General features: G+C 60.8%; 19 protein-coding genes. 11 read left to right on the top strand and 8 right to left on the bottom strand.

Annotated features, from left to right (window positions below):
- Positions 1-9: 9 nt before the first annotated feature.
- Positions 10-1,014: a PHB depolymerase family esterase gene (locus tag M0D69_RS07030; RefSeq protein ID WP_301781330.1), complete on the bottom strand. Its 1,005-nt coding sequence runs from the start codon at positions 1,012-1,014 to the stop codon at positions 10-12.
- A gap of 42 nt (positions 1,015-1,056) precedes the next feature.
- A complete protein-coding gene (locus M0D69_RS07025; RefSeq protein WP_301781363.1) occupies positions 1,057-1,473 on the bottom strand; it encodes a CopG family transcriptional regulator in 417 nt (138 codons plus the stop codon).
- 165 nt (positions 1,474-1,638) lie between these two features.
- Here M0D69_RS07025 and M0D69_RS07020 point away from each other — a divergent pair, with 165 nt between their 5' ends.
- Entirely contained in the window at positions 1,639-2,757 is a 1,119-nt protein-coding gene (locus M0D69_RS07020; protein ID WP_301781329.1) for a 3-deoxy-7-phosphoheptulonate synthase, read from the top strand.
- 325 nt (positions 2,758-3,082) lie between these two features.
- Positions 3,083-4,546 (top strand): amino acid permease, encoded by a 1,464-nt coding sequence (locus M0D69_RS07015; RefSeq protein WP_301781328.1) that lies wholly within the window; start codon positions 3,083-3,085, stop codon positions 4,544-4,546.
- Between the two features lie 123 nt (positions 4,547-4,669).
- Here the strand turns inward: M0D69_RS07015 and M0D69_RS07010 are convergent, their stop codons facing one another.
- Positions 4,670-4,873, bottom strand: a complete 204-nt coding sequence (locus M0D69_RS07010) for a cold-shock protein (RefSeq protein WP_301781327.1) — start codon at positions 4,871-4,873, stop codon at positions 4,670-4,672.
- Positions 4,874-5,126: 253 nt separating this feature from the next.
- On the opposite strand from M0D69_RS07010, the gene M0D69_RS07005 reads away from it, so the two are divergent.
- From M0D69_RS07005 to M0D69_RS06990, 4 genes are all read left to right on the top strand, one after another.
- Positions 5,127-5,897, top strand: coding sequence for an SDR family oxidoreductase (locus M0D69_RS07005; protein ID WP_301781326.1), 771 nt, complete (start codon positions 5,127-5,129; stop codon positions 5,895-5,897).
- A gap of 68 nt (positions 5,898-5,965) precedes the next feature.
- Entirely contained in the window at positions 5,966-7,288 is a 1,323-nt protein-coding gene (locus tag M0D69_RS07000) for an MFS transporter (protein WP_301781325.1), read from the top strand.
- A 52-nt stretch (positions 7,289-7,340) separates the two neighbouring features.
- Positions 7,341-8,171, top strand: a complete 831-nt coding sequence (locus M0D69_RS06995; protein WP_301781324.1) for an IclR family transcriptional regulator — start codon at positions 7,341-7,343, stop codon at positions 8,169-8,171.
- Between the two features lie 386 nt (positions 8,172-8,557).
- Positions 8,558-9,466, top strand: coding sequence for a glycosyltransferase family A protein (locus M0D69_RS06990; RefSeq protein ID WP_301781323.1), 909 nt, complete (start codon positions 8,558-8,560; stop codon positions 9,464-9,466).
- Between the two features lie 65 nt (positions 9,467-9,531).
- Here M0D69_RS06990 and M0D69_RS06985 read toward each other — a convergent pair whose 3' ends face one another.
- Entirely contained in the window at positions 9,532-10,734 is a 1,203-nt protein-coding gene (locus M0D69_RS06985) for an acyl-CoA dehydrogenase family protein (RefSeq protein ID WP_301781362.1), read from the bottom strand.
- Positions 10,735-11,056: 322 nt separating this feature from the next.
- Between M0D69_RS06985 and M0D69_RS06980 the strand changes: the two genes are divergently transcribed.
- The 3 genes from M0D69_RS06980 to M0D69_RS06970 all read left to right on the top strand — a co-directional run bounded on the left by M0D69_RS06980 (position 11,057) and on the right by M0D69_RS06970 (position 15,090).
- Entirely contained in the window at positions 11,057-12,202 is a 1,146-nt protein-coding gene (locus M0D69_RS06980) for an acyltransferase (RefSeq protein ID WP_301781322.1), read from the top strand.
- 186 nt (positions 12,203-12,388) lie between these two features.
- Entirely contained in the window at positions 12,389-13,639 is a 1,251-nt protein-coding gene (locus tag M0D69_RS06975) for an amidohydrolase family protein (RefSeq protein ID WP_301781321.1), read from the top strand.
- Between the two features lie 71 nt (positions 13,640-13,710).
- Positions 13,711-15,090, top strand: coding sequence for an MFS transporter (locus M0D69_RS06970; RefSeq protein ID WP_301781320.1), 1,380 nt, complete (start codon positions 13,711-13,713; stop codon positions 15,088-15,090).
- Between the two features lie 42 nt (positions 15,091-15,132).
- On the opposite strand, the gene M0D69_RS06965 is transcribed toward M0D69_RS06970, so the two are convergent.
- From M0D69_RS06965 to M0D69_RS06950, 4 genes are read right to left on the bottom strand one after another with little or no spacing between them, the layout of a single operon-like run.
- Entirely contained in the window at positions 15,133-19,296 is a 4,164-nt protein-coding gene (locus tag M0D69_RS06965; RefSeq protein ID WP_301781319.1) for a bifunctional nitrate reductase/sulfite reductase flavoprotein subunit alpha, read from the bottom strand.
- Between the two features lie 37 nt (positions 19,297-19,333).
- The gene (gene nirD / locus M0D69_RS06960) at positions 19,334-19,681 is read right to left on the bottom strand and encodes a nitrite reductase small subunit NirD (protein WP_301781318.1); all 348 of its coding nucleotides are present in this window, start codon (positions 19,679-19,681) and stop codon (positions 19,334-19,336) included.
- Positions 19,682-19,712: 31 nt separating this feature from the next.
- Entirely contained in the window at positions 19,713-22,253 is a 2,541-nt protein-coding gene (gene nirB / locus M0D69_RS06955; protein WP_301781317.1) for a nitrite reductase large subunit NirB, read from the bottom strand.
- 13 nt (positions 22,254-22,266) lie between these two features.
- On the bottom strand, positions 22,267-23,595 hold the full coding sequence (locus tag M0D69_RS06950; RefSeq protein ID WP_301781316.1) for an MFS transporter: 1,329 nt from the start codon (positions 23,593-23,595) through the stop codon (positions 22,267-22,269).
- Between the two features lie 683 nt (positions 23,596-24,278).
- On the opposite strand from M0D69_RS06950, the gene cobA reads away from it, so the two are divergent.
- Positions 24,279-25,094, top strand: a complete 816-nt coding sequence (gene cobA / locus M0D69_RS06945) for a uroporphyrinogen-III C-methyltransferase (protein ID WP_301781315.1) — start codon at positions 24,279-24,281, stop codon at positions 25,092-25,094.
- Positions 25,095-25,208: 114 nt separating this feature from the next.
- The gene (locus M0D69_RS06940; protein ID WP_301781314.1) at positions 25,209-25,784 is read left to right on the top strand and encodes an ANTAR domain-containing response regulator; all 576 of its coding nucleotides are present in this window, start codon (positions 25,209-25,211) and stop codon (positions 25,782-25,784) included.
- The last annotated feature ends 5 nt before the right edge of the window (positions 25,785-25,789 follow it).

Below are 25,789 nucleotides of genomic sequence, written 5' to 3'. Positions count from 1 at the left end.
CTTTACCAGTCAACGTTGCAACGGGTGATCAAGGAAAAAGCGCATCATGGCCGCGCTCGCGTCCGGACCGGTTGCATCGGTGTACGAACCATACCCGCTACCACCCGCCCAGGCATGCGGCGCGCCATGAATGAGCCACAACTCCGCGTCGACACCCTCCGCTGATTTCATCCGCTCCACCGTGCTCGTGCGTTTGCCCGTCTCGGCGTGAGAGGCCTCGTCGAACACGATCGCCTGACCGCCGAAACCGCGCAATAACTCAGCCGCGTTCGATGGATGCACGGTCGCGTCGGCATCGCCGTGAAAAACGATCAGCGGCCGCTTCGGTGCTTCAACGCTAGGAGCATGCGGTGCTTTACCACCTCGCATGGCCGCCAGCGCCGATGGCAGATCGTGCGCCGCACCCGCGGCCAACCCGGAATGCACGCACGCCGCAGCGTAAAGATCCGGATACGCGCGGATCATGATCGCTGCCATCGCCCCTCCCGCCGATAAACCGGCCACGAATACGCGCGCCGGATCGACGGCGTGTTTCGTCATGACTTCACGCGTAATGCCTGCGATCAGCGCCGGCTCGCCACTGTCGCGCCGCTGATCGGCTGGCTTGAACCAGTTCCAGCACTTCGATGTGTTGGCCCTCTGCGGCTGCACCGGATATATCACGATGCATCCGTCCCGTTCCGCCAGCGCGTTCATTTGCGTGCCTGCGGCGAAGTCGTCGGCGTCCTGCGTACAGCCATGCAACATCACCACGAGCGGCAACGGCTGGCCGCTATGGCCCTTCGGCACGTAGAGTTTGTAGGTCCGATGACCGGCGGCGTTCGCGAACTTATGCGTCGTGAATGTGCCGGGTTGTTGAACAGCGGGAGCATCGCCCTGCGGTGAATGAGGCACGGGCTGCGCCTGCCGCCCAAGCACGCGCTGCAGTGCTGCGGTCGCTTCCCGCGGGCCGCGAGTACGCAGCAGCTTCATTGCATCCTGCATCGAATGCAGGAATCCTTCGTCGAGTTTCATTATCTTTTCCGGTTTTTCTTGTACGTCTTTCTATAAGTATCGCTAAGCAATACGGCCAGCCAGCGCAGCTTTCACCGCAGGCGAGGCATGAAAAGCGCCGAGCACGACGATCGATGCGATCGTCTCGAGCGCCAGTTCGGGAGAAACATCCGCGGCAATGCTCGCGAGCCCCAGCACCTGAATGTCGAACCGCTCGCCCGCTGCGCGCGCCGCTTCCAGATCGCGCTTCGAAAAGTGCTGCATACCCAGCACCAGCGCGCGCCGCGTCACCGTTTCGTTCACGACCTGAGCGTGTGTCGCCAGTTGATTTCGGATCGCCGTGCGAATCAGGTCCGTGCGGTTGGAATAAAACCCTTCTTCCACCAGCAAGTCGATCTGCCCCAGGTCGATAGGACCCAGATTGATCGTGATCTTCTCAGTCTCACCGCCCTTCGGCCGGAGTATTTCAGCTTTTTGCATCATTAAAACCATCCAATCTCCATCCAATGGGATGGTTATAGGCTGGTTTTTGCAATGCGTCAAGATTTGTCGCCTGTTCGCTGCTACCCGGAGGGCTGGAATCCCAAAGCGCGGCCCAAATGCGATAATCCCGGGCTGTCACCACGTTTTTCGGAGAAACACCCCATGAGCCGCCTCGACAACCCATATCACGACCAGGAGGCCGGCCGTGCTGACTCGACGCAAGACACGACCCGCATCGACGACGTCCGCATCGGTGCGGTCCGTCCGCTGATTTCCCCCGCGCTGCTCCAAGACGATCTGCCCGTTCCGCTCAGCGTGCAGACGCTGGTCGAAAAGAGCCGCGTTGAAATAGCCGACATCCTGCAAGGCCGTGACGACCGGCTGGTCGCCGTCGTCGGACCGTGCTCGATTCACGATCATGACCAGGCGCTTGAATACGCGAACCTCCTGAAGGCCGCTGCTGACGAACTGCGCGACGATCTGCTGATCGTGATGCGCGTGTATTTCGAAAAGCCAAGGACCACCGTGGGTTGGAAGGGTTATATCAACGACCCGCTTCTCGACGGCACGTTTCGTATTAATGAAGGACTGCACCGCGCGCGCCAATTGCTGCTCGACATCAGCAGCATCGGCTTGCCGACGGGCACCGAGTTTCTCGACTTGCTGAGCCCGCAATACATCGCGGATCTGATTGCCTGGGGTGCTATCGGCGCACGCACGACAGAGAGCCAGAGCCATCGGCAACTGGCTTCGGGACTCAGCTGCCCGATCGGTTTCAAGAACGGCACCGACGGCGGCGTGCAGATCGCGGCAGACGCAATCGTCGCGGCACATGCAAGCCATGCGTTCATGGGCATGACCAAGATGGGTATGGCCGCGATCTTCGAAACGCGTGGCAACGCGGACGCGCACGTCATCCTGCGCGGCGGCAAGAAGGGACCGAATTACGATAGCGAAGGCGTCGCGGCCGCATGCGCCGCACTCAAGGAAGTCGGACTTCGCGAGCAGGTGATGATCGATTGCTCGCATGCCAATTCGGGCAAGTCGCATCTGCGTCAAATCGATGTAGGACAGGACATCGCGCGGCAACTGAGTGACGGTGACCGGCGCATTATCGGCGTGATGATCGAAAGCCATCTGGAAGAAGGCCGGCAAGATCTCAAGCCCGGTGTGCCGCTGCGTCATGGTGTTTCCATCACCGATGCCTGCCTCGCCTGGACACAAACCGAGCCGGTCCTGCAAACACTTGCTGCTGCAGTACGCGAGCGCCGCAAGCACTGACACGTGCTTGATAAGGCTCATGTGGCTCGTTAAGCGCTGCATTGCCGCAATTGCATCGCGTGCTCACGCGATGATCAACCCCTCCCGGCAGCACTACGCATGCCACGCCGATCTTGCACCCTACCCGCTGCAAGATCGGGTCATTACATAGCTTCACAATAAATCTCATTCGGCATAGACTTAATCCGTCAACGTCATTCACTCGTTGCAGTGAGTTGTCGTGAGTCGTCTTGCATCAAGCGTTTTTCGTAGTGATCCGCTAGTTGATCCGGCAATGCGTCCGGTTCAATTCGTGCCCACAAACGTACGACCGAGGCGATACATCATGGCTGACACGAGTTACATGGCGCGCAAATCCGTCGCTGATATCGTCAAGAGTGCTGACGGCGGCGAGCGCCCGCTAGCGAAGACACTGGGCGCACTCAGCATTACGGCAATGGGCATTGGCGCCATCATCGGCGCCGGCATCTTCGTGCTGACAGGCACGGCCGCCGCGCAGTTCGCGGGACCGGCCATCATTCTGTCGTTCATACTCGGCGGGATTGCATGCGCGTTTGTCGGCCTGTGTTATTCCGAACTCGCAGCCATGCTGCCCGTGTGCGGCAGCAGCTACACCTATACCTATGCCACGCTGGGCGAAGTGTTTGCGTGGATCATCGGCTGGGACCTGATCCTCGAATACGCGATGGGCGCGTCCACCGTCGCGGTCGGATGGTCGGGTTATATCGTGAGCTTGCTGCATAACCTGGGCATCTCCATTCCACCCAGACTGGCCGCCGCGCCCGGCACTATGGTGAAGCTTGCCGACGGGACGTCGGTGGCGGGCATGGTCAACCTGCCGGCCGTCTTCATCATCGCGGTCCTCACGCTCATGCTCGTGATGGGGACCAAGGAGTCGGCCCGGCTCAATAACGTCATGGTCGCGATCAAGCTCTTTGTCGTGGTGGCGTTTCTCGCGCTCGGCGTGTTCTTCGTGCATCCCGCGAACTGGCATCCTTTCATCCCGGCGAACACCGGCGAGTTCGGCAACTTCGGCATGAGCGGGATCCTGCGCGGCTCCGCGGTAGTCTTCTTTGCGTTCATCGGCTTCGATGCGGTATCGACGTGTGCCCAGGAAGCGAAAAAACCGCAGCGCGACATGCCTATTGGCATTCTCGGGTCGCTGGTGATCTGCACGATCCTGTATATCGCGGTGGCGGGTGTGCTGACAGGACTCGTGCCTTATGGCGAGTTGAATGTGCCCGACCCGATTGCAAAGGGCGTGGATGTGATCGGCCTCACCTGGTTTTCGATCCTCATCAAGGTCGGTGCGCTGACCGGTCTGACGACCGTGATCCTCGTGCTGTTATACGGGCAGAGCCGCATTTTCTTCACGATGTCGCAGGATGGCTTGCTGCCGGGATTGTTCGCGCGAGTTCATCCGCGCCTGAAGACACCGCACATGAGTCAGACCTTGATTGGTACTGTCGTCGCGATCGTGGCGGCCTTTACACCGATCAGCGTGCTGGGCGAGATGGTGAGCATCGGCACGTTGTTCGCCTTCGTTCTGGTGTGCGGCGCGGTGATCTATCTGCGGCGCAGCGACTCGGGTGCGAACCGGCCTTTTCGTGTGCCGGGCGTGCCGGTCGTACCGATCCTCGGCATCCTGTTTTGCGTGCTCCTGATGACTGGCCTGCCACTCGTCACGTGGATGCGGCTCGTGGTCTGGCTGGTAATAGGGCTCGTGATCTACATGGCGTATGGGCGCAATAATTCGCGGCTGCGGCATCCGGAACGACACGTGGGATAACGATGCACCGCGTGCGTCGTGCGGGGCTGGTTCAAAGCCTTGCACGACGATGCGCCAGCCCAAGCGCACTGCTGTCCGCTTCCAACCGGTGCCAACCGCTTCCAATCGGTCCCAACCAGCGATTCAAGCAGGCTGGATGTTCGACGCTTGTTTGCCCTTGGGGCCCTGGCCTATATCGAAGCTCACCTTCTGGTTCTCCAGCAAGGACTTGAAACCTTCCGTCTTGATCTCCGAAAAATGGACGAACAGCTCTTCGCTGCCGTCGTCGGGGGTGATGAAACCAAAACCCTTTGCATCGCTGAACCACTTTACTCGTCCGGTCGGCATGGCCGTCTCCTGGCTGGAAAAAGGGGAACGGTATCACGGGCGGTGGTTTTCGTTCGCACGGCGGTTTTTGCTCGCGCCTGCAAAACCCTGCCGCGTCCGCACCGGCACGGGTAAAAAACCCTTTCAAAGCACTTTCCGTCCAATCTCAGCGTTTACCTTCACTTATAAAAATTCTTTTCATATGTGAAAATTCGACCCGAAAGCCATGCGGGACACCGCGTCGGCGGGACCACCAACCGAAAAAGGAGCATCAATGGTCAAGCGTGTCGAAGGCAAAAACATCGTGGTGACGGCTGCCGGCAAAGGCATCGGACGGGCTTCCGCGCTCATGCTCGCCGCCGAAGGCGCCCACGTCTGGGCCACCGATATCGACGAAAGTGCGCTCGCTGAACTCGCCCGCGACGCAGGAGAAGGCTCCACCTTGCGCACCGCGCGCCTGAACGTGCTCGATTCCGCCGATGTCGACGCCTTCGCCGCGAAAACCGGCCCGCTCGACGTGTTGTTCAACTGCGCCGGCTACGTCCATGACGGCAACATCCTGAAATGCACGGACAAGGACTGGGATTTCAGCTTCGACCTGAACGTCAAGGCCATGTACCGGACCATTCGCGCGTTCCTCCCCGCCATGATCGACGCAGGCAAAGGGGCCTCGATCATCAATATGGCCTCAGCGGCGTCCAGCGTGAAAGGCGTGCCGAACCGTTTTGTTTATGGCGCATCGAAGGCGGCCGTGATCGGTTTGACGAAGTCCGTAGCCGCCGATTTCGTGGGCCAGGCCATTCGTTGCAACGCGATTTGTCCAGGCACGATTGAATCGCCGTCGCTGCGTGGCCGGATTGCAAGCCAGGCCGCTGCGTCGAATCTGGACGAAGAACAGGTTCGCGCTGCGTTCGTTGCGCGTCAGCCTATCGGCCGGGTCGGGCGCGCGGAAGAAGTCGCCGCGCTGGTGACGTATCTCGCCTCAGATGAATCCGCGTTCACCACCGGCGCGATTCACATGATCGACGGCGGCTGGTCGAATTAAGATCGGTTGACTCGCATATCGTATTAACGTCGAAAAAACATAACAACGATAAACAAGAGGAGACCTCCATGTCAGGATCGATTCCGCTCGCGGCGAGCCCCGAAGCCGCCGCCGCGTTCGAGGAAAATGCGTATCGCAAGGCCGTGTGGCGGATCGTGCCCTTGCTGATCGTCTGCTTCATCTTCGCCTACTTCGATCGCGTCAACATCAGCTTTGCCAAGCTGCAAATGCAGGGCGATCTCGGCCTCTCCAACGCGGCGTATGGCTTCGGCGCCAGCATCTTCTTCGTCGGTTATTTCATCTTCGAGATTCCCAGCAACCTGATCCTGAGCCGCGTCGGTGCGCGCGTCTGGATCGCGCGCATCATGATCTCGTGGGGTATCGCCTCGGCCGCGATGATGTTCGTCACATCGGAAACATGGTTCTATGTGCTGCGCTTCGTCATTGGCGCGACGGAAGCGGGTTTTCTGCCAGGCATCATCCTGTACTTCACGTACTGGTTTCCCGCCAAGCGGCGAGCGCGTATCAATGCGCTTTTCATGACGTCGATATCGATTTCGGGCGTGATCGGCGGACCTTTGTCGGGCTTCATCATGACGCGCTTCGCCGGTCTCGGGGGATTGGCGGGCTGGCAGTGGCTGTTCCTGCTGGAAGGTTTACCGACCGCCCTGCTCGGCTTGCTCGTGCTGGCTATTCTCGATGACCGCATCGCCAGCGCAAAGTGGCTCAGCGCCGAAGAGAAGGCCGTGCTGCAAACCAATCTGGAGCGCGAGGACCACGGCACGTCGCACAAATTCATCGACGCCATGCGCCAGCCCGGCACGCTGCTGCTCTCGCTGATCTATCTCTTCATGCTGATGGGGCTCTATGGACTGACGTTCTGGATGCCGCAACTGATCAAGAACACCGGCATCACCAGTCCGATGACAATCGGTCTCCTGACCGCGATTCCGTATGCGGCGGCGGGTATAGGCATGGTGGCGCTGGGCAAGAGCTCGGACCGGCGCGGCGAGCGTCGCTGGCACCTCGGGCTGGCGGTTGGCGTGGGTGGCATCGGTTATATGCTGAGCGCGTATTTCGCTCACGACACCACGCTTGCCATGATCTCGCTCGTGATCGCCGCGGTCGGCGCGATCGGCTGCCTGCCCGTGTTCTGGACCTTGCCGCCCGCATTCCTGAGCGGCACGGCCGCCGCCGGTGGCATCGCGTTGATCAACTCCATTGGGAATCTCGGCGGCATCATCAGTCCGTATCTGGTCGGTAAAGTAGTCGATGTCACCGGCGTGCCGTCGGGCGGTCTCTACGCCATTGCGGCGGTATTGATCCTCGCCGCCCTGCTGATCCTGTTCGGCTTGCCAGCGCGTATCGCCAATCGGGATCGCGCGCTTTGACCGCCCGGCTTAGCTTGATCGCGTCGCGTTCCTTTTTGATGATTACATTGCCATGAATACAGTTCTGAAGCCGTCCCGGAATGCGTCCGACGAGAACGCCAACAGCCCGCGCTACACCGCGCCCGCACTCGAGAAAGGACTCGATATTCTCGACGTACTCGTCGATACCGTCGAGGGTTACACGCTCAACGAACTGTCGATGAAACTCGGCCGCACCGTGAGCGAAATCTTCCGCATGGTCGTGACGCTCGAGCGTCGCGGTTATGTGCAGGGCGATCATAACGACCGCTATACGCTGACGCTCAAGCTGTTCGAAATGGCGCACAGGCAGCAGCCTATTCGATCGCTGACCGCCATGGCGCTGCCGCTCCTGCGCGATCTCGCGAACATGACGCGGCAGTCGTGCCATCTGTCGATTTATAACAGCGGCCGGGTCGCGGTTATCGCCCAGGTCGATAGTCCCGAACGATGGTCGTTCGGGTTGAAAGTCGGCGCTGTAATGGGACTGACCGATACCTCGTCGGGCCACGTATTATTGGCTTTTCGCGACATCGCCGAGCGGGAGAGGATGCTCGCTGCACATACGCGCGTGGAAGGCGAGAACGATGTCGAGCCGGCGGTTTTGCTTGCGCTGCTCGACGAGATTCGCGCGACCGGGCATGAGATCGTGCCCAGCCGGCAGATGCGCGGTGTGACCAATGTGGCGTTCCCAGTGATCGGAAGCAGCGGCGATGCGATTGCGGCGGTCAACGTGCCGTATCTCGAGCGGATCGATAAAAAGATCAATCCCGAGTTCGACGAAGTCTGCCGGATGGTCGGCGAGATGGCCGGGCGCTTGTCTGCGCTCATGGGATTTAGCGGGTACAACCTCGAAGGCGAATAAACCGCTTTTTCTGCTGATTCCTTAAGCGCCTCGAATGCCGATGGGCGGTGCATTCGGGCGCTTGTCCACGTGTTTAAGATCCGTGAAAACCCTTATCATCTGAAGAAATTACCATACCTTTTTAAGCGTTTGCCGGGTAAAAAATAAAAATAAATCAGTTTCCTTTCACTGGCATTTAATCGCGTTGACGAAATAAATGCGCAACCGTATAAAACAACAACGTCGGGCTCCTTACTCAGTCTTTCTCTCTATAACCCAAGGCCGCGTTTTCGTTGTTTAGCCCGAATGCGCCCGATCGATCCAACCCTTCAGCCCACGGTGAGAACATGATGCGACAGACGAAGATCTCCATTTGCCTGCCAACGTGCAACAGACCCGAGCTGCTGATGGAGTCGCTCGCATCGTGCCTGGCCCAGACGCACACGAACATCGAAATACTCATTGGCGACGATTCCAGCGATACCCGCACGCGAAACCTGATCGATACAACGTATCTCCACGAAACGCGGATCTCCTACGTCAAGAACGAACCGCCGCTCGGGCAGGTAGACAATGTCGCCAGCCTCTTCAAGCGGGCCACCGGGGATAAAATTCTTCTGATTCACGACGACGATGCGCTCAAGACCGATTGCATCGAACGGCTGCTGTCCGCGTGGAATCTGCACCCGGACCTCGACGTTGCATTCGGCGACCAGTATCAAATGGACAACGCCGGACGCGTCGACATTGAAGGCAGCCGCAAGCTCAATTCAGCTTACTACCGCACGGAAGCCGCAGCCGGCCTGCAGCCCAATCCAGGACGCACTGGCCTGATCCAGATGATGCCGAACAACGGCTGGCTCGCCAACGCGGATCTGGTCAAGAAAATCGGCTATAGAAAACAATATGGCGTCGGTTGCGACTTCGTGTTCGGCGCGCAAATCTGTCTTGCCGCCAGGAAGGTTTATTACCTCAAGGAATACGTATCGTTTTGCCGGAAGACCGACGTATCGATCACCCTGACCAGCGCGCGCTCGACCACGGCTGCAGCGGTACTGGCCTATGACTTTCTGAAGTCGCTCAAGCTCGACACCAGCCTTGAACCGGCGCGCGAACTGGCGCTCAAGCGGATCGTGCCGATTGTGGTGTCAGTGTACGCACGCAATCATCAACCCATGCAGGGCCTTAGCATCGCACTCGCCCATCTGTATGCGTACAACTACGGGCTCAGCAAACGTCTCTACTTCCATCTGATGCTGATCCTCAAGGGATTCGCCGGCGGGGGCAGCTACAAGAGCAGCACGCAGAACGGCTGAAACACCACGAACGGTTTTGCAAGGTTCAAGCTCCGGCTTACAGCAAGCCGGAGCCTGGACGCCCGCTAGGCGCCGTGAAGCCCTGAAAGCGTGTCGCGTTTGATCTTCTTCGCGATCGACCACTTGTGTACTTCAGTCGGGCCATCGTAGATACGAAACGCACGAATCTCGCGGAACACTTGCTCAACGATCGTATCGCGCGATACGCCCGTGCCGCCCATGACCTGGACGCAGCGGTCGGCTACCCGAAACAGCGCGTCGGCTACCGCGACCTTTGCCATCGAGCTCTCAGAGGTGCCAAGCGAACCGGCATCGAGTACGGCTGCGCACCAGTCGATCATCAATTCCGCCTGCTGCAAATCAATCGCGTTCTCCGCGAGCATGAACCCCACGCCTTCATGATCGATCAGCAACTTGCCGAATGCCCGGCGGGTGCAGGCATATTGCGTGGCGATCTCATGCGCGCGCGTGGTCGCGCCATGCCAGCGCATGCAATGCGACAGCCGCGCGGGCGAGAGCCTGATCTGCGCGTATTTGAAGCCTTCGTGCACGGCTCCCAGCACCTGATCGTCCGGCACACGCAAGCCTTCAATACGCACTATCGCGTGACCGCCGGGCATCGAACTGTCTATGGTGTCGAGAATTCGTTCAAGGCGGATGGAGGGATGCGGCAAGTCGACGAGGAACATGGTGGCGCTGACCTTCTCGTCCCCGTCCTCGCCCGTGTTGCTGCGTGCCATCACAATGCCGACCGACGCCCCTTCAGCACCCGTGATGAAGGCCTTCGTGCCATCGATAACCCAATGATCGCCGTCGCGTCTGGCCGTGGTCTGAAGCATGGAGGGATCGGAGCCCGCGCCGCCGTCGGCGGCGGGTTCGGTCATGAAGAACGCAGAGCGTGCATCGCCCGATATGAGCGGCGCGAGGAAACGTTCCTTCTGCGCCGCGGTGCCTATCTTGCCGATCAGGTACATGTTGCCTTCGTCCGGAGCGGCGGTATTCACGGCCACCGGGCCGAGCGGCGATAAGCCCGATCGCTTCAGGACGGTTGCGGTTTCAAGCTGCGTAAGATGGTCGCCCCCGGGAAGAATATGCGGCGTAAGCACGCCCGCAGCCCGCGCCTTGCTTCGCAGTTCGCGCACCAGCTCTTCACTCGGACCGTGACTGCCGCAACGCGAATCGCGCTCGTAAGGGACCACCACTGTACGCACGAATTCCTCAACGCGCTTTGCGATTTCACTCGCGCGCTCTGTCTGTACAACGTCCATGCTACCCATGAAGGGTCTCCTTTTATAGCGCCAGCGAACGCGTGGCTCGGTCTTGGGTTGATCGATCAAACGGCAGCGTCGCCAGGACGTCACCTGTCACCGTCATGATAGCGATACGCCGGCGCGCCTAGTAGCGTGGCGCCCGAATCGTCTGAAGAACGATTGCAGGATCATTTCAATGCCTGTTTTCCCGGCGCCGCGATCGCGTTGAAAGCCGCCAAACTAAAGTAACAGTCCGCCAATTGCGCTGTGCAAGCGCTCCAGGTAATTGATTCCGCGCCCGCGGTGATACCCTGCGAAAACGGTGAAATGGGAGGCAGCGGTGCATGCGCCAATAGACCAATCTGGCGGGTCGCTACCCGCGTTGACCAGTATCCGCTTCCTCGCGGCATTCACCGTCGTTGTTTCGCATTACTCAGAACTTGGCTTACTCAATCTGCCCTCTCAAATCTTTGATTTCGTCGATGGCGGCCGCCCCGCGGTCTCGTTGTTCTTCGTGTTGTCCGGTTTTATCCTCACCTTCACTTACCGCGATCAACTGGCCGCCAAGGGCGCAAGATCGTTTTACCAGGCGCGGTTTGCACGCATCTATCCGGTCGTATTGCTCGGCCTCGCGTTGTGTGTGCCAACCACGCTGTACTTGTTGAACTCCGATGACCGGTCATTGTTGATGCAGTGGTACGCGCTTAAGAATCCGGTGTATTTACCGCTCGCCGCCAGCTTGGTCTGCCAGTTGCTGTTGCTAAATGCATGGTTCCCGTTTGCCGCCGTGAACCAGCCGTGGAACGGCCCGTCAGACAGCGTTTCGTGCGAAGCTTTTTTCTACATGATGTTCCCGCTCATGCTGCGCAGGATGATGTCCATGCGATTGGCATGGCTGAGCTTCGCTTGCATCGGCTTCTTTCTGATGCAGGGACTATGGATTGTGTTCCTGGAAACTTTCCTGCCGCTATCGCGCAGCGGATTTCTCGTCGTCGGCCTTCCGCTCACGCGCCTGTTCGAATTCGTCGTGGGTGTCTATGCCGCTATCCTGTTTCATCGATTGCGCGAACAAGGTGTGGACCGACACGCGCTGGGTATCAAGCTCGTCGGCGGTTCGTTGATTGCCTTGACGGTTCTCGCGCTCTGGCGTCCGGTTTCTCCTGCGTTCTACCTCGACTCGCCGTGGTTCGCCGCATTGATCCTGGGGCTCGCCCTGCTCGACCGTCCCGTGATCAACTTCCTGAATCAGCGAATGCTCTTGAGGCTGGGCGAAGCCAGTTATTCGCTTTACCTCATTCACGTGCCCATTGCCTATCTCGCGTATATCGCGGGATTCAGGCAATCGAACGGCTGGATCGCGATGCTGTTCGCCGTCGTCGCAAGCCTGCTGATCTTCAGGTTCTACGAAGAACCCATGCGCAAGCGCATCCGCACGCGATTCTCGGCCGTTTCTTCAATACCGTCCGATAACAAGCTGACCGCGTAAGCGCTGTCCGTGTTCGCCGCTCGCCGCTCGCCCCCGGATCATGGCGCCAAGCCATCCCTCTTTAATGACGCACTAGCGTGCTCGCCTGAGCGCGGCGTATAGTTTGCTGCTCGTGCAGTCAAGCAAGCTGGCGCGTCCCTTCCTGCAGTCCACGCGGCCAGATTCAACCTTCTCAGGAGAGTCGCGATGACGTCGGTGTTGTTTCGCAACGGCGCGCTGCTGGACCCGTTGCAGCCCGAACTACTGCCCGGTCACGAGGTGCTGGTCGAAGAGGGACGAATCAAGGAAGTCTCGGATCGGCCGATCAAATCCGCCAGCGCTCGTGTGATCGATTTGAAAGGCAAGACGCTGATGCCCGGCCTGATCGATCTCCACGTACATGTGATCGCGGTCGAGTTCAACCTGCCGCGCGTAGCGACCTTGCCCAACGTACTGGTCACGCTGCGCGCCGTACCCCTGATGCGGGCCATGCTGCGGCGAGGCTTCACCAGCATCCGCGATGCCGGCGGCGCAGGTTATCCGTTCAAGCAAGCGGTGGAGGCCGGGCTGGCAGAAGGCCCGCGCATGTTCGTCTCAGGCCGCGCGCTGAGCCAGACGGGCGGTCACGGCGACATGCGCACCCGCAGCGACTTCATGCCGCCCGACGCCCCCTGCGGCTGCTGCGTGCGCGTCGGTGCGCTGACGCGGGTGGCGGACGGTGTGGACGAAGTGCGCCGCGCCGTTCGTGAGGAACTGCAGATGGGCGCCGACCAGATCAAGATCATGGCGTCCGGCGGGGTTGCCTCGCCAACCGATCCCGTTGGTGCGTGGGGATATTCCGAGGACGAGATCCGCGCGATCGTCGCCGAAGCCCGCGGCCGTCAGACCTACGTGCTGGCCCACGCTTATACGCCCGATGCCATCGCACGCGCGGTGCGCTGCGGCGTGCGCACGATCGAGCATGGCAATCTCATCGACGACGCCACCGCGCGCCTGATCGCGGAACACAATGCCTTCGTGGTCCCCACGCTTATCACTTATGAGGCGCTCGCCAGCGAGGGAGCGAAATACGGCCTGCCCGAAGCAAGCCTGGCGAAGGTGGCCGACGTGCATGAAGCCGGCCTCCGGTCCCTGGAGATCATGAAACGCGCGGGCGTGCGCATGGGCTTCGGCACCGATCTGCTCGGCGAAGCGCAGCGTCTGCAGAGCGATGAATTCCGGCTGCGCGCCGAGGTGTTGTCGCCTGCTGAAGTGATAACAAGTGCGACGCTCATCGGCGCGGAAGTGCTCGGCATGACCGACAAACTCGGCCGCATCGTGCCGGGCGCCTTCGCCGATGTGCTCGTAGTGGACGGCAATCCGCTGCGCTCCATCGACTGCCTGCTCGGTCAGGGCGAGCACATCCCGTTCGTGATGAAAGGCGGCCACGTCCACTTCGACGAACTCGAGCGCGCTTAAATCCAAATTAAACCCAAAGCCTCAGCCGTTCAACATTCACCGTTCCTTTCTGCAAGCGAGGTGCGTTACCCATGTCGACGATTTCCGCCCGTATAGAACGCATGCCGTTCTCGTCATTTCATCGACGCTTGCTGCTGATGGGCGGTCTCGGCTACACCTTCGACGCGATGGACGCCGCCGTGCTCGCGTTCCTGCTGCCGGTGCTGCGCACGCAGTGGTCGCTCAGCAGCGTGCAGACGGGCGTGCTTGGCAGCGGCACGTTCATCGGCTATTTCCTCGGTGCGATGCTCGCCGGAATTCTCGGCGACCTGATCGGGCGGCGGCGCGTGATGATGCTCGCACTGGTGATCTACTGCGTCGCGTCGCTCGCCAGCGCAACAGCCCACGACTGGCCGTTTTTCCTCGCGACACGGATTGTCGCCGGAGTCGGTACGGGTGCGGAAAGCGCGATCGTTGCGCCGTTCTTGTCGGAGTTCGTCGCGCGGCGGTATCGCGGCGCATTCACGGGCAGTCTCGCCGGCTTCTTCTCATTTGGCTTCGTCGCGGCTGCGCTGCTCGGTTATTTCGTGATCCCGCTTGCACCGAACGCGTGGCGTGTAGTCATGGTGATCACCGCCCTGCCGATCGTGATGTTGCTGTGGTGGCGGCGTGCGTTGCCCGAATCGCCGCGCTGGCTCGTGGCGCGCGGACGGCACGCCGAGGCCGAAGCGATCGTTGCGAAGGCGGAGGCCGAGTTGACGGCGGCTGGCGTGAAACTGGAACCCTTGCCGCAAACCGATGCCGCCACTGAAGCTGAGGTTCCCATTGCTGCTGAGCGTGCTTCGGCGCTCGCGAACGTGAAGGCGTTGTGGTCGCGCAAGCTTGCGCGCATCACCACCATGACGTGGCTCATGTGGCTGTCGATCACCTTCAGTTATTACGCGTTCTTCACCTGGATTCCCAGTCTGCTCGTGCAGAACGGCATGACGATCACGCGCAGCTTTTCGTATTCGCTCGTAATCTATATCGCGCAGATACCGGGCTATTTCTCGGGCGCATGGCTCAACGAAAAGATCGGCCGGCAGGCGACCATTGCATCGTACATGGTGCTGGGAGGAGTCTCCGCACTTGGCCTTGCGCTCACGCGCAGCGACGGGGGCATCATGGCGTCCGGCGTGCTGCTGTCGTTCTTCATGAACGGCACGTATGCGGGCGTTTATGCCTACACGCCCGAAGTTTTCCCTACCGATGTCCGCACGACCGGCGTGGGCCTGGCTTCATCAGTAGGACGGCTCGGCGCAATCGCTGCGCCTATCCTCGTCGGGTATGTGTATCCGCTGCTGGGCTTTCCCGGTGTGTTCGGGGCGACCACGTTCGTGCTGTTGATCGGTGCGGCGGCGGTCGTGCTGATGGGCGTGCAGACGCGCGGGAGATCGCTCGAGGACATCGCGGCGCAACAGTTGCGCGGGTAGCAGGGTCGCCGCCGTCCTCACGCGCGGCGAACCGTGCGGGACTTAATAAACGTCCCGCACATAACGCTTGTCCCTGACCAGCCCGCTGACGTATTCCTGGGCCTTATCATCGCTCATGCCACCCTGCCGGGCAACGACAGATTTGAGCGCTACGTCGACATCTCTCGCCATGCGGCTCGCGTCGCCACAAACATAGAAATGCGCACCCGCTTCGAGCCACGACCATAGCTCCGCGCCATGTTCGCGCATGCGATCCTGCACATAAATCTTGTCGGTCTGGTCGCGTGAGAAAGCAAGATCGAGACGGCTTAGCAAACCCTTGCGGCGCATCTCATCGAGCTCATCACCATAGTAATAGTCCGTGGCGGCATGCTGTTCGCCAAAGAACAACCAGTTGCGGCCGGTGTCGCCTCGTGCGAGACGCTCATGCAGGAAACCGCGAAACGGGGCGACGCCGGTGCCGGGGCCGACCATGATCATCGGTGCATCGCCATGATGGGGAAGACGGAAATGCGCCGACTTCTGGACGAACACCGGCACGCTGACATCGTCCGCACGATCCGCGAGAAAGGTCGAGGACACACCCTTGCGCTGACGCCGCCCGTTGCTATACCGGACCGCCGAGACAGTCAGATGTATCTCGTCGGGATGCGCTCTTGGGCTCGATGCGATCGAGTACAACCGCGGCTGCATGCGCTTCAGCATGCCGACGAGTTCCGTGGCTGACAGCGCGACCGGGAATTCATGCAGCACGTCGGCCAGCTGCTGACCCCACAGCCACTTCTTCAGGTCCGCTTTGCGATCCTCGCCGAGCAATCTGCTCAATGCACTGTCCCGGGTCCGGGCCGCGATGAATGCCAGCGTGTCGTGATTCGGCCGCGCAATTTCATAGTGCTTGCCGAGCGCGTCGGCCAGACGCATCTCGCCGGCGCCGGTCACGTTCACAGCCGTATCGGCAGAAAGACCGCTCAGGCCGATAAGTTCATCGACCAGTTCGGGACAGTTGCTCGGCCATACACCGAGCGCATCGCCAACCTCGTATTCAAGACCCGAGTCCGCCGTCGCCAGCGAGAAATAACGCGTGTCCTTCGTCGCGCCTTGCTTGTTGAGCCGCAGATTTTTCACCAGCCGAGACGGTGCCGGATGGGTCTTCGAGGGCAAGATGGCCGGAATCATTCCGTCTGCCGGGACCGCATGCAGCGCCGCATCTTCCTCCTTGATCCGCGCGACGATCCGCTCGAGCCACGCGTCGGCAGCGGGCTGAAACTCGGCATCGCAATCGACACGCTCCAGCAAACGTATCGCTCCGCGCTCGAGCAAACGCGCATCGAGTTTGCGGCCATGACCGCAGAACGCGTCATAGTTGCGATCGCCGAAAGCCAGCACGGCATAACGCACGCCATCCAGACGCGGCGCGTTATCGGCGCTGATTCCTGTCCAGAAACTCTGGCCATTGTCGGGGGCATCGCCGCCGCCGAATGTGCTGGTCATCAGCAGCACGTACTGCGCTTTCTCCAGACCCGATACCGCATAGTCGGCCATGCACGAGGTGCGTATTTCAAAGCCGGACTCCATCAACTGGGTCGCGTAACGCTCGGTCAACGATTCGATGTTCCCCGTCTGCGATGCCCACAGCAAAACGACTTTCGGCCGCGCTCGCGCGATCCGCACGGAGGACTCCGCGGTAGTCGCTGCGGCTAGCGTCGGCGCAGCCGTTGCCGTTTCCGCACGGCTGAAGAGACCGGCGAGGACGCCATCAAGCCAGAGCCTTGTCGTCGGGACCACGGGCGCACTGAGCGGCAACGTCGGCACACCACCTGCTGCGCGGCCCTCGGTCGAGCGCAGGCCGCTCATAAAACCTGCGACGTAGGTGCGTTCCGTCTCGCTGAGTTCGGGCGCCGGCGTTTCCGCAATACCGAGCAGCGTGGCAAGGGCATCAATACGGGACATGTCCAGTTCCTGTGTCGGACGGGCGTGATTAGAGGTAATGGGCTCGAATCGTTCCGGATTGGCGGCGTCATCACGCGTTTCAGGATGCTCTGCGCCTGCTTTGGGCGGCACGCGGCTCAGCGTTACGGCGCAGAACTTGAATTCGGGCTGCTGCGAAATCGGATCGATCGCGTCATTCGTCACAGCGTTGATGCAGAGCTCTTCGCCAAAGACGTCGTTCCAATGCATGGGGGCAAAGCAGTTGCCCGCACGTACGCGATCGGTTACGACCGCCGGCAAAACGGCACGGCCGCGGCGCGAGCGTATCTCGACCGCGTCCTTGGCCTTGATACCCAGTGACGCCGCATCTTCGGGATGAATCTCCACGAAAGGAGCAGGATTCAGCTTGTTCAGCATCGGCACCTTGCCGGTCTTGGTCATGGTGTGCCACTGGTGCTGCAAGCGCCCCGTATTCAGCACGATGGGCCGTTCCATGTCCGGCATTTCCGCAGGCGCCACATGCGGGCGGGCGAAGAAAACGGCCTTGCCGCCGGACGTGGGAAATGCCAGGCGCGGGCGGCTGCCATCGGGCCTTTGCGTGAGCGTCTGGCTCACGCCGTCATTGATATAACGAACCGGATTGCGATCAGCCGCAACGTCCGGCGCGCAAGGCCATTGCAACGGCGTTTCGCGCAAGCGCTCATGGCTCGCACCGCGCAGGTCGTAGCCCGTCTTGAGATTCGACGCCCGGGTGATCTCGGCGAAAACCTCATCCGCCGATGCATAGGTGAACGCATCGGCGAAACCCATTTCACACGCCACGCGCGCGATGATCTGCCAGTCGGGCAACGCAGCGCCCGGCGGCTCGATGGCTTTCTGCATGAGCGTCATGTTGCGCTCGGAGTTGATCATCACGCCTTCGGCCTCGGCCCAAAGCGCGCCGGGCAAAAGGACATCGGCGTAACGATTGGTCTCCGTGTCGAGGAAAGCATCCTGTGTAATGACCAGCTCCGCAGCCTGCAAACCCGCAATCACGGTCTGCCGGTTCGCCACGCTCGCGACCGGATTGGTGCAGATGATCCAGCAGGCCTTGATCTCGCCCGTGGTCATCCGGGAGAACATGTCAACGGTGCCTTGCCCGAGCGAAGTCTTGAGCGTGCCCTTCGGAATGCCCCACAGGTCTTCGATAAAAGCCCGGTCCTCTTCCACCAACACCGAACGCTGCCCGGGAAGCCCGGGTCCCATGTAACCCATCTCGCGGCCGCCCATGGCATTGGGCTGCCCGGTGAGCGAGAACGGCCCGCTGCCGGGACGGCAGATCTTGCCGGTGGCAAGATGCAGGTTGCAGGTGGCGTTGGTATTCCAGGTGCCGTGCGTGCTCTGGTTGAGACCCATGGTCCAGCAGCTCATCCACTCGGGCGCCTCGCCCATCCATTGCGCCGCGCGACGAATATCGGCTTCCGGAATGCCGGTGATCTCCGCTACCTTGTCCGGTGAATAGTCTTCGAGAAAGGCGGGCATCGTGTCCCAGCCTTCAGTCGATTCGGCGATGAAAGCAGCGTCCGTATGGCCGTTCTGATGGAGCAGATACAGCAGGCCATTGAGCAAGGCGAGATCGGTCCCCGGCTTGATCTGCATGAAGAGGCTTGCCTTATCGGCGGTGGCGTTGCGGCGCGGGTCCACCACGATCAGCTTCGCGCCGGCCTTCACGCGGTCCATCATGCGAAGGAACAGGATCGGATGGCAGTCGGCCATGTTCGCGCCGATCACGAAAAACAGGTTGGCTTTATCGATGTCCTCGTACGAGCCCGGCGGTCCGTCGGCGCCAAGCGAGAGTTTGTAGCCGCTACCGGCACTCGCCATGCAGAGCCGCGAATTGGACTCGATATTGTTGGTGCCCACAAACCCTTTCGCGAGCTTGTTGACGAGGTATTGCGCCTCGATCGACATCTGGCCCGACACATAGAACGAGAGCGCGTCCGGGCCGTGTTCGTCCAGCAGATCGCGCAGGCGCCGGGCTGTGTCCGTGAGCGCTTGCCCCATGGACAGCGGGACCGGATCCTGGTCGCGCTCATGCCGAATGAAGGCGTGCTCCAGACGGCCGGATTTGCGCAAGACCACATGCGCCGACGACCCTTTGGTACAGAGCCGTCCAAAGTTGGCCGGATGCTCCTTGTCGCCGGACACCTTGACCACCTGCCCTTTCTCAACGTGCAGGACCATGCCGCAGCCAACGCCGCAGTAAGGGCATACGGTTTTTACGTCGCCCGAAATCATGCCGGATACGCAGATGCCGCAGATGCGCTTACCGTGCTCATACCGCGACCCATACCTGACCATCCTCCACGCGCGCGGCAAAGGCGTTGACCGAATTCCCCGGTATCTCGAGGCATTCACCGGTGCGCAGATCGTAGTGATGCTTGTAGATCGGCGACGCCACCACAATCCGGTCACCCAGATTGCCGATCAATCCACGCGACAGCACCGAAGCCTGCGAGCCCGGATCGAAGTTATCGATGGCGAACACGCTGGGGTTGCCGTCGGCGAGATGAAACACGGCGACCTGCTCGCCCTTGATGAGTGCGCAGACGCCAGTGTTCGGCACGATATCGTCGAGTGGGCACACGGGCACCCAGGATATCGGGGTTCGATCGTAGTTCATGATGATGTCCTTGGCATGGGTCGCGTGCGCTTCAAACCGTCTCGACAACGACGGGAATATCGATCGGCTTGAATCTCCGTTCCGCCGGTGTCGCGGGGCGAATCTGGCCACGCTCTTCGACAAAACTCACGTTGGCATCGGCTTCATCGCTGTTGACGAAATGGCGGAAGCGCTTGCGGGTGTCGGGATCGTTCACGGCCTTCTTCCACTCGCATTCGTAGCTGTCGACTACCTGCTGCATCTCCGTTTCGAGTTCTGCGGCAAGCTGAAGCTTGTCGTGCACCACGACATCGATCAGGTACTCGAGCCCGCCTTCGAGGTTGTCGCGCCACACGCTGGTACGCTGCAGCCGGTCCGCGGTACGGATATAGAACATCAGGAAGCGGTCAATGTATTGAATCAGCGTCGCACTATCAAGATCCGACGCAAGCAGCTCGGCATGGCGCGGTTTCATCCCGCCGTTGCCGCATACATAGAGGTTCCAGCCCTTCTCCGTTGCGATCACGCCAATGTCCTTGCCCTGCGCTTCCGCGCATTCGCGCGTGCATCCGGAGACACCGAACTTGATCTTGTGCGGCGTGCGCAAACCTTTGTAGCGGTTTTCTATATCGATCGCGAGACCGACCGAATCGCCCACGCCGTAGCGGCACCAGGTTGAACCGACGCACGACTTCACGGTGCGCACCGACTTGCCGTACGCGTGACCGGATTCAAAGCCGGCCGCAATCAACTCTTCCCAGATCAGCGGCAACTGTTCAACCCGCGCGCCAAACAAATCGACGCGTGCGCCGCCCGTAACCTTGGTGTACAAGCCATACTTTTTTGCGACCTGACCGACCGCGATCAAGCCATCGGGTGTGACCTCGCCGCCGGGCATCCGCGGGACGACGGAATAGGTGCCGTCGCGCTGGATGTTCGCGAGGAAGTAGTCGTTCGAGTCCTGCAAGCCCGCATGCTCTTTCTTCAGGACGAACTCGTTCCAGCATGATGCAAGAATCCCGGCAACCGCTGGTTTGCATATGTCGCAGCCAAGACCGCGACCGTGTTTCGCGAGCAACTCGCCAAACGTTTCGAAGCGCTCAACACGCACCATGTGATAAAGCTCCTGCCGCGAGTACGGGAAGTGCTCGCACACATGGTTGTTGACCGCGAGCCCCTGCTTTTTCATCTCGGCCTTCATCACCTGCGTAGCCAGGGCCACGCAGCCGCCGCACGAACTGCCGGCCTTGGTCGCGGACTTCAACGCGCCAATGCTGGTCGCACCCGCGCAGACCGCTTCGCAAATCTGCCCTTTCGACACGTTGTTGCACGAGCAGATCTGTGCGGCGTCCGGCAGTGCATCGACGCCGAGGCCGGGCTTTTGCTTGCCGTCGGAGGAAGGGAGAATCAGGAATTCCGGTGCTTCAGGCAGCTCGATGCGGTTCAGCATCATCTGCAACAGAGTGCCGTATTCTTCCGCGTCGCCGACCATCACGCCGCCGAGCAGATACTTGCCGCACTCGGACACGACCAGCTTCTTGTAGACCTGCTTGCGTTCATCGCTGAACTGATACGCACGGCTGCCCGGCGTCTTGCCGTGTGCGTCGCCGATACTCGCCACGTCCACGCCCATCAGCTTCAGCTTGGTGCTCATGTCCGCGCCGGTGAACCCGGCCTGCTCGCCCAGCAACTGCTTCGCAACCACGCGCGCCATGTCATAACCCGGTGCTACCAGTCCAAAGACCTGCCCGTTCCACAGCGCGCATTCGCCGATCGCGTAGATATCGGCGTCGCTGGTTTGGCAGCTATCGTCGATCACAATGCCGCCGCGCGCACCGACCTCGAGGCCACTGATGCGCGCGATTTCGTCGCGCGGACGGATGCCGGCGGAGAACACGATCATGTCGGTGTCGAGGTGAGTGGCGTCGGCGAACTGCATCCGGTGCGTGCCGTCCTCGCCATCGACTATGGCGACGGTGTTCTTCTGCGTATGCACCGTCACGCCCAGCTCTTCAATCTTGCTGCGCAGCGCGCGCGCGCCGCTGTCGTCAACCTGCACGGCCATCAGGCGCGGCGCGAACTCGACCACGTGCGTCTGCAATCCCATGTCGCGCAACGCCTTGGCACATTCAAGCCCAAGCAATCCACCACCCACGACCGTACCCGTCTTCGAGCGCGCACCGCATTCCTTCATCGCTTCAAGGTCTTCTATGGTGCGGTACACGAAGCAGTCTCGACGCTCGTTGCCCGCAACCGGCGGCACGAACGGATAAGAGCCGGTGGCGAGCACCAGCTTGTCGTAGGCCAGTACCTCGCCGGTCGACACCGTCACGGTATGCGCCGCACAATCGATCGATACCGCCTTCGCGTTAAGTTCGAGCCGCACGTTCTCGCGTTCGAAGAATCCCGGTTCGACGAGCGACAGGTCCTGCGCCGATTTTCCGGAGAAGAATTCGGACAGATGCACGCGGTCGTAAGCCGGCCGCGGCTCTTCGCACAACACGGTGATATCGAGCCCGTGCGATGCATTTTCAGCGAGGCATTCGAGAAGTTTGTGGCCGACCATGCCATGGCCGATAACGACGATTTTCATGATCAGGACACTCTCAATTTGCAATGCTGTTGTTGACACCCAATGCATCTGCACGCAGCGCGGCTTCGCGTGCCTTGTGCTCGGAACTAAAGCGCACCGCCAGCGCGCACAGCGCGGACACCGTGACCAGCACGCCGAGCATGGCCAGCGTCTGTTGAACGTTGCCGAAACCCTTCATCAGGAAACCCGCGGCCACCGCACCCACATTGCCGCCGGCGCCGATGATCCCCGCCACGCCGCCAAGCGCCTTGCGGTCGATGAACGGCACCAGCGCGTAGGTCGCGCCACACGCCATGTGCGTGAACAGGCCGAAGCTCAGCATGGCGACCACGGCGAGCGCGACACTGTCAGCGTGCGAAAACCATATCAAGCCGAGGCCTTCCCCTGCGATGAGCACGAACAACAGAGTCGAACGAATCTCAAGGCCGCGACGTGCAGCGGCTTTGTCCGATACCCAGCCGCCGAGTGCACGTGCAAGCAACGCGAGCAATCCAAAGCTGCCCGCGGCGAGGCCAGCGGCTTTCAGCGACAGTTGAAAGTGATCGACGTAATAGACCGCGGCGATGTTATGAATAAACACTTCGACGCCAAAACAAGCCGCATAGGTGACGAAGAGCATCCACACGCGATAGTTCGCGCAGGCCGCGCGAAAGCTCGCCCAGCCGCCCTTCTTGCCGCCATCGATTGCGATGCCTTGCGCGCGCAGTTCCGTGACGTTTCCTTGCGGGCAATCCTGCGTAAAGCGCCAGTAGAACAAGGCCATGACCGGCATGGCGAGCGCCGGAACCACGAGCGCAAGACGCCATCCGGACGACTCGCCTGCACCGAGCGCAAGCATGCCCGCGAGCAGCAGCGGCACGAACACTTGTGCGGCGCCTGCCCCGGCATTCCCCCAGCCGGCGCTGGTCGCGTTAGCGGTGCCGACCACGTTTGGCGCGAACATCACCGACGTGTGGTACTGCGTAATAACGAAGCTCGCACCCACCGCGCCGATACCCAGGCGGCACAGCAGGAAGCTCGTGTAACCGCCGGAGAGCGCCGCGCCGAGCACGGGAAACGCGCCCAGGAGCAGCAGTCCCGTATAGACCTTGCGCGGACCGTAGCGGTCGCACATCGGGCCGATGATGAGACGCACCAGGATGGTCGCGGCGACTGCGGCGATGTTGATATTGGCGACCTGATCGATGGAGAGTCCGAACTCGCGCTTGATCAACGGCATCAATGGGGCGCATGCGAACCACGCGAAGAAGCAGACGAAGAACGCCATCCACGTGAGGTGGAAAGCACGCATCGGCGCCGTGCGCAGGCTGAATAGATCGATCCTGGTTGCTTTGTCTGCCATTGTCTTTCCAGAAAACAAAAAGGCGTCCCGTGAACCCAGCCAATGACTGAGTTCAGGGGACGCCGTTGTCCAAAAAGCCCGTCAAGGGCTGTTGCTGAAATCTTGCTATGAAACCGGACCGTCGTTGATCCAATGGATGCTTTAAAGGCAAGTGCCATGCCATGCACGGCAGGTCTATATCCGGCGGGGCTTTGCGCCGACAAGCACCTTCACGGCGCATTTTCAGCCGGCTCGCGGCGATGCATTTTGATGCAGCGAAGCACGTTCACGGTGCGGTGCAGCACTGTCGGCGTGCGAGAGGATCGGCGCCGTGCTTGCTTAAACGGACTCACGGAGAGTGATGGAAGTGGCTGTGCTGAAACCACCCTGTATAAGGGGCGCGGCTAGCAGCTCTTCATCCGCAACGTTCACCAGCGAGTGCGTTATGGCGACACTCGTCTGGCCTGGATATTGCCTATGTCTGGTTGTGCGTGGCAACGATGCCGGGCATATGAACCACAGTCTTATCGACTGATTGCTGGTAGACACCGGCAACCCAGGACAACGGCGTCCCCTCGTGCAAGAGCACGGGCGGACGCCGTTTTTGCGTTGGCATCGTCCCGGGCAATACGCAACCCGTGCAACCCGCGCCTTATAAGCGACATGGCGGCCGTCGCGTTTTTATCAGACCGCCAAAGGACATCATGATGACAACTGGCAAGGTCACCTTGCTTAGCGCCGGTCCCGGCGATCTGGACCTGCTCACCATCAAGGCCACCAAAGCATTGGCGGCGGCGGATATCGTGTTGCTGGACGATCTCGCCAATCCCGAGATCGTGTCGCTTGCGCCGCAAGCACGCGTGATTCGCGTCGGCAAGCGCGGCGGCTGCAAGTCGACACCGCAAGCGTTCATTCAGCGGCTGATGCAACGCTATGCGCTCAAGGGCCTGCATGTAGTCCGCGTAAAGGGCGGCGATGCCCTGCTGTTCGGACGCGCGGGAGAAGAACTTACGGCACTGCGGCAGGCGCAGATTCCAGTCGAGATCATCAACGGCATTTCGTCGGGCTTCGCTGCGGCCGCAAGTCTGGGGATGTCGCTTACGCATCGCGAGCATTGCCAGGGCGTCACCTTCGTTACAGCGCACAAGCAGGATCACGGCGAACCCAACTGGGCTGCGCTCGCGGCAACCGGTACAACGCTCGCGATCTATATGGGCATGACGCGCATCGAAAGCCTGTGCAATGCACTATTGTCGGCGCTGCCTGCTTCGACTCCCGCAGCGGTCGTTCAATGGGCAGGCACTGCAGCCGAGCGATGCTGGCTCGGGCGGCTGGATCATCTGGCTATGGACGCGGTGAAGGAAGGCTTGGGAAGCCCCGCTGTGATCCTCGTTGGCAATGCGGTCGGCGAAGCGGTAAATTGGGTGACTCACAAGGAGAGCAGCGCTTTTGCCGTGGCTGAGCAAACCTCCTTCAACGCGTGGCAAGACAATGCGGAAGCGGTAGCGCATGCAGCCTGACTGCTGCGACCCGCATCGTGCCGTGCGCAAGAAGACGTCGACGAGCGCCCGAAGAACCCGCCGGTCATCCTTGCGGCCTGCCGAACACACATGAAATCTCCCGGCGCTTAACCCATGCTTCGCGTGCTCCTCGTCACCGATACCGACAAACCGATTGGCGATCTTCGCCAGGCACTCGCACGTCTCGGCTACGACATGCTGGCCGAGGTGGCAACGCCCGCGGCATTGCCGAAGGTAGTGGAAGAGCAGCGCCCGGATGTAGTCATCATCGACACTGAATCGCCTTCACGCGATACGCTCGAACAACTCGCCGTGATGAACGAAACCGCGCCGCGCCCGGTCCTGATGTTCAGCAACGACGGCGACCAGCAACTGATTCACGCGGCGGTCAGTGCGGGCGTGAGCGCTTATCTTGTCGAAGGCCTGGAGGCGGAGCGGCTTGCACCGATCCTCGAAGTCGCTCTCGCGCGTTTCGCACGCGATGTGCAACTGCGCAAGCGCCTCGCCGAAGCCGAGAACGAACTGGCGGACCGCAAGCTTATCGACCGGGCCAAACGCCTGCTGATGGACCGGCGCAAGATGTCCGAACCCGAGGCGTACGCCACCCTGCGCAAGCGTGCAATGGATCAGGGAGTGAAGCTTGCCGAGGTCGCGCGCCAGTTGGTATCGATGACCGATTTATTAGGGTAGCCCGC

The organism is Caballeronia sp. SEWSISQ10-4 2 (assembly GCF_030464885.1).
Taxonomy (GTDB): Bacteria; Pseudomonadota; Gammaproteobacteria; order Burkholderiales; family Burkholderiaceae; genus Caballeronia.
This window is presented reverse-complemented; position numbering and strand designations above follow the sequence as displayed.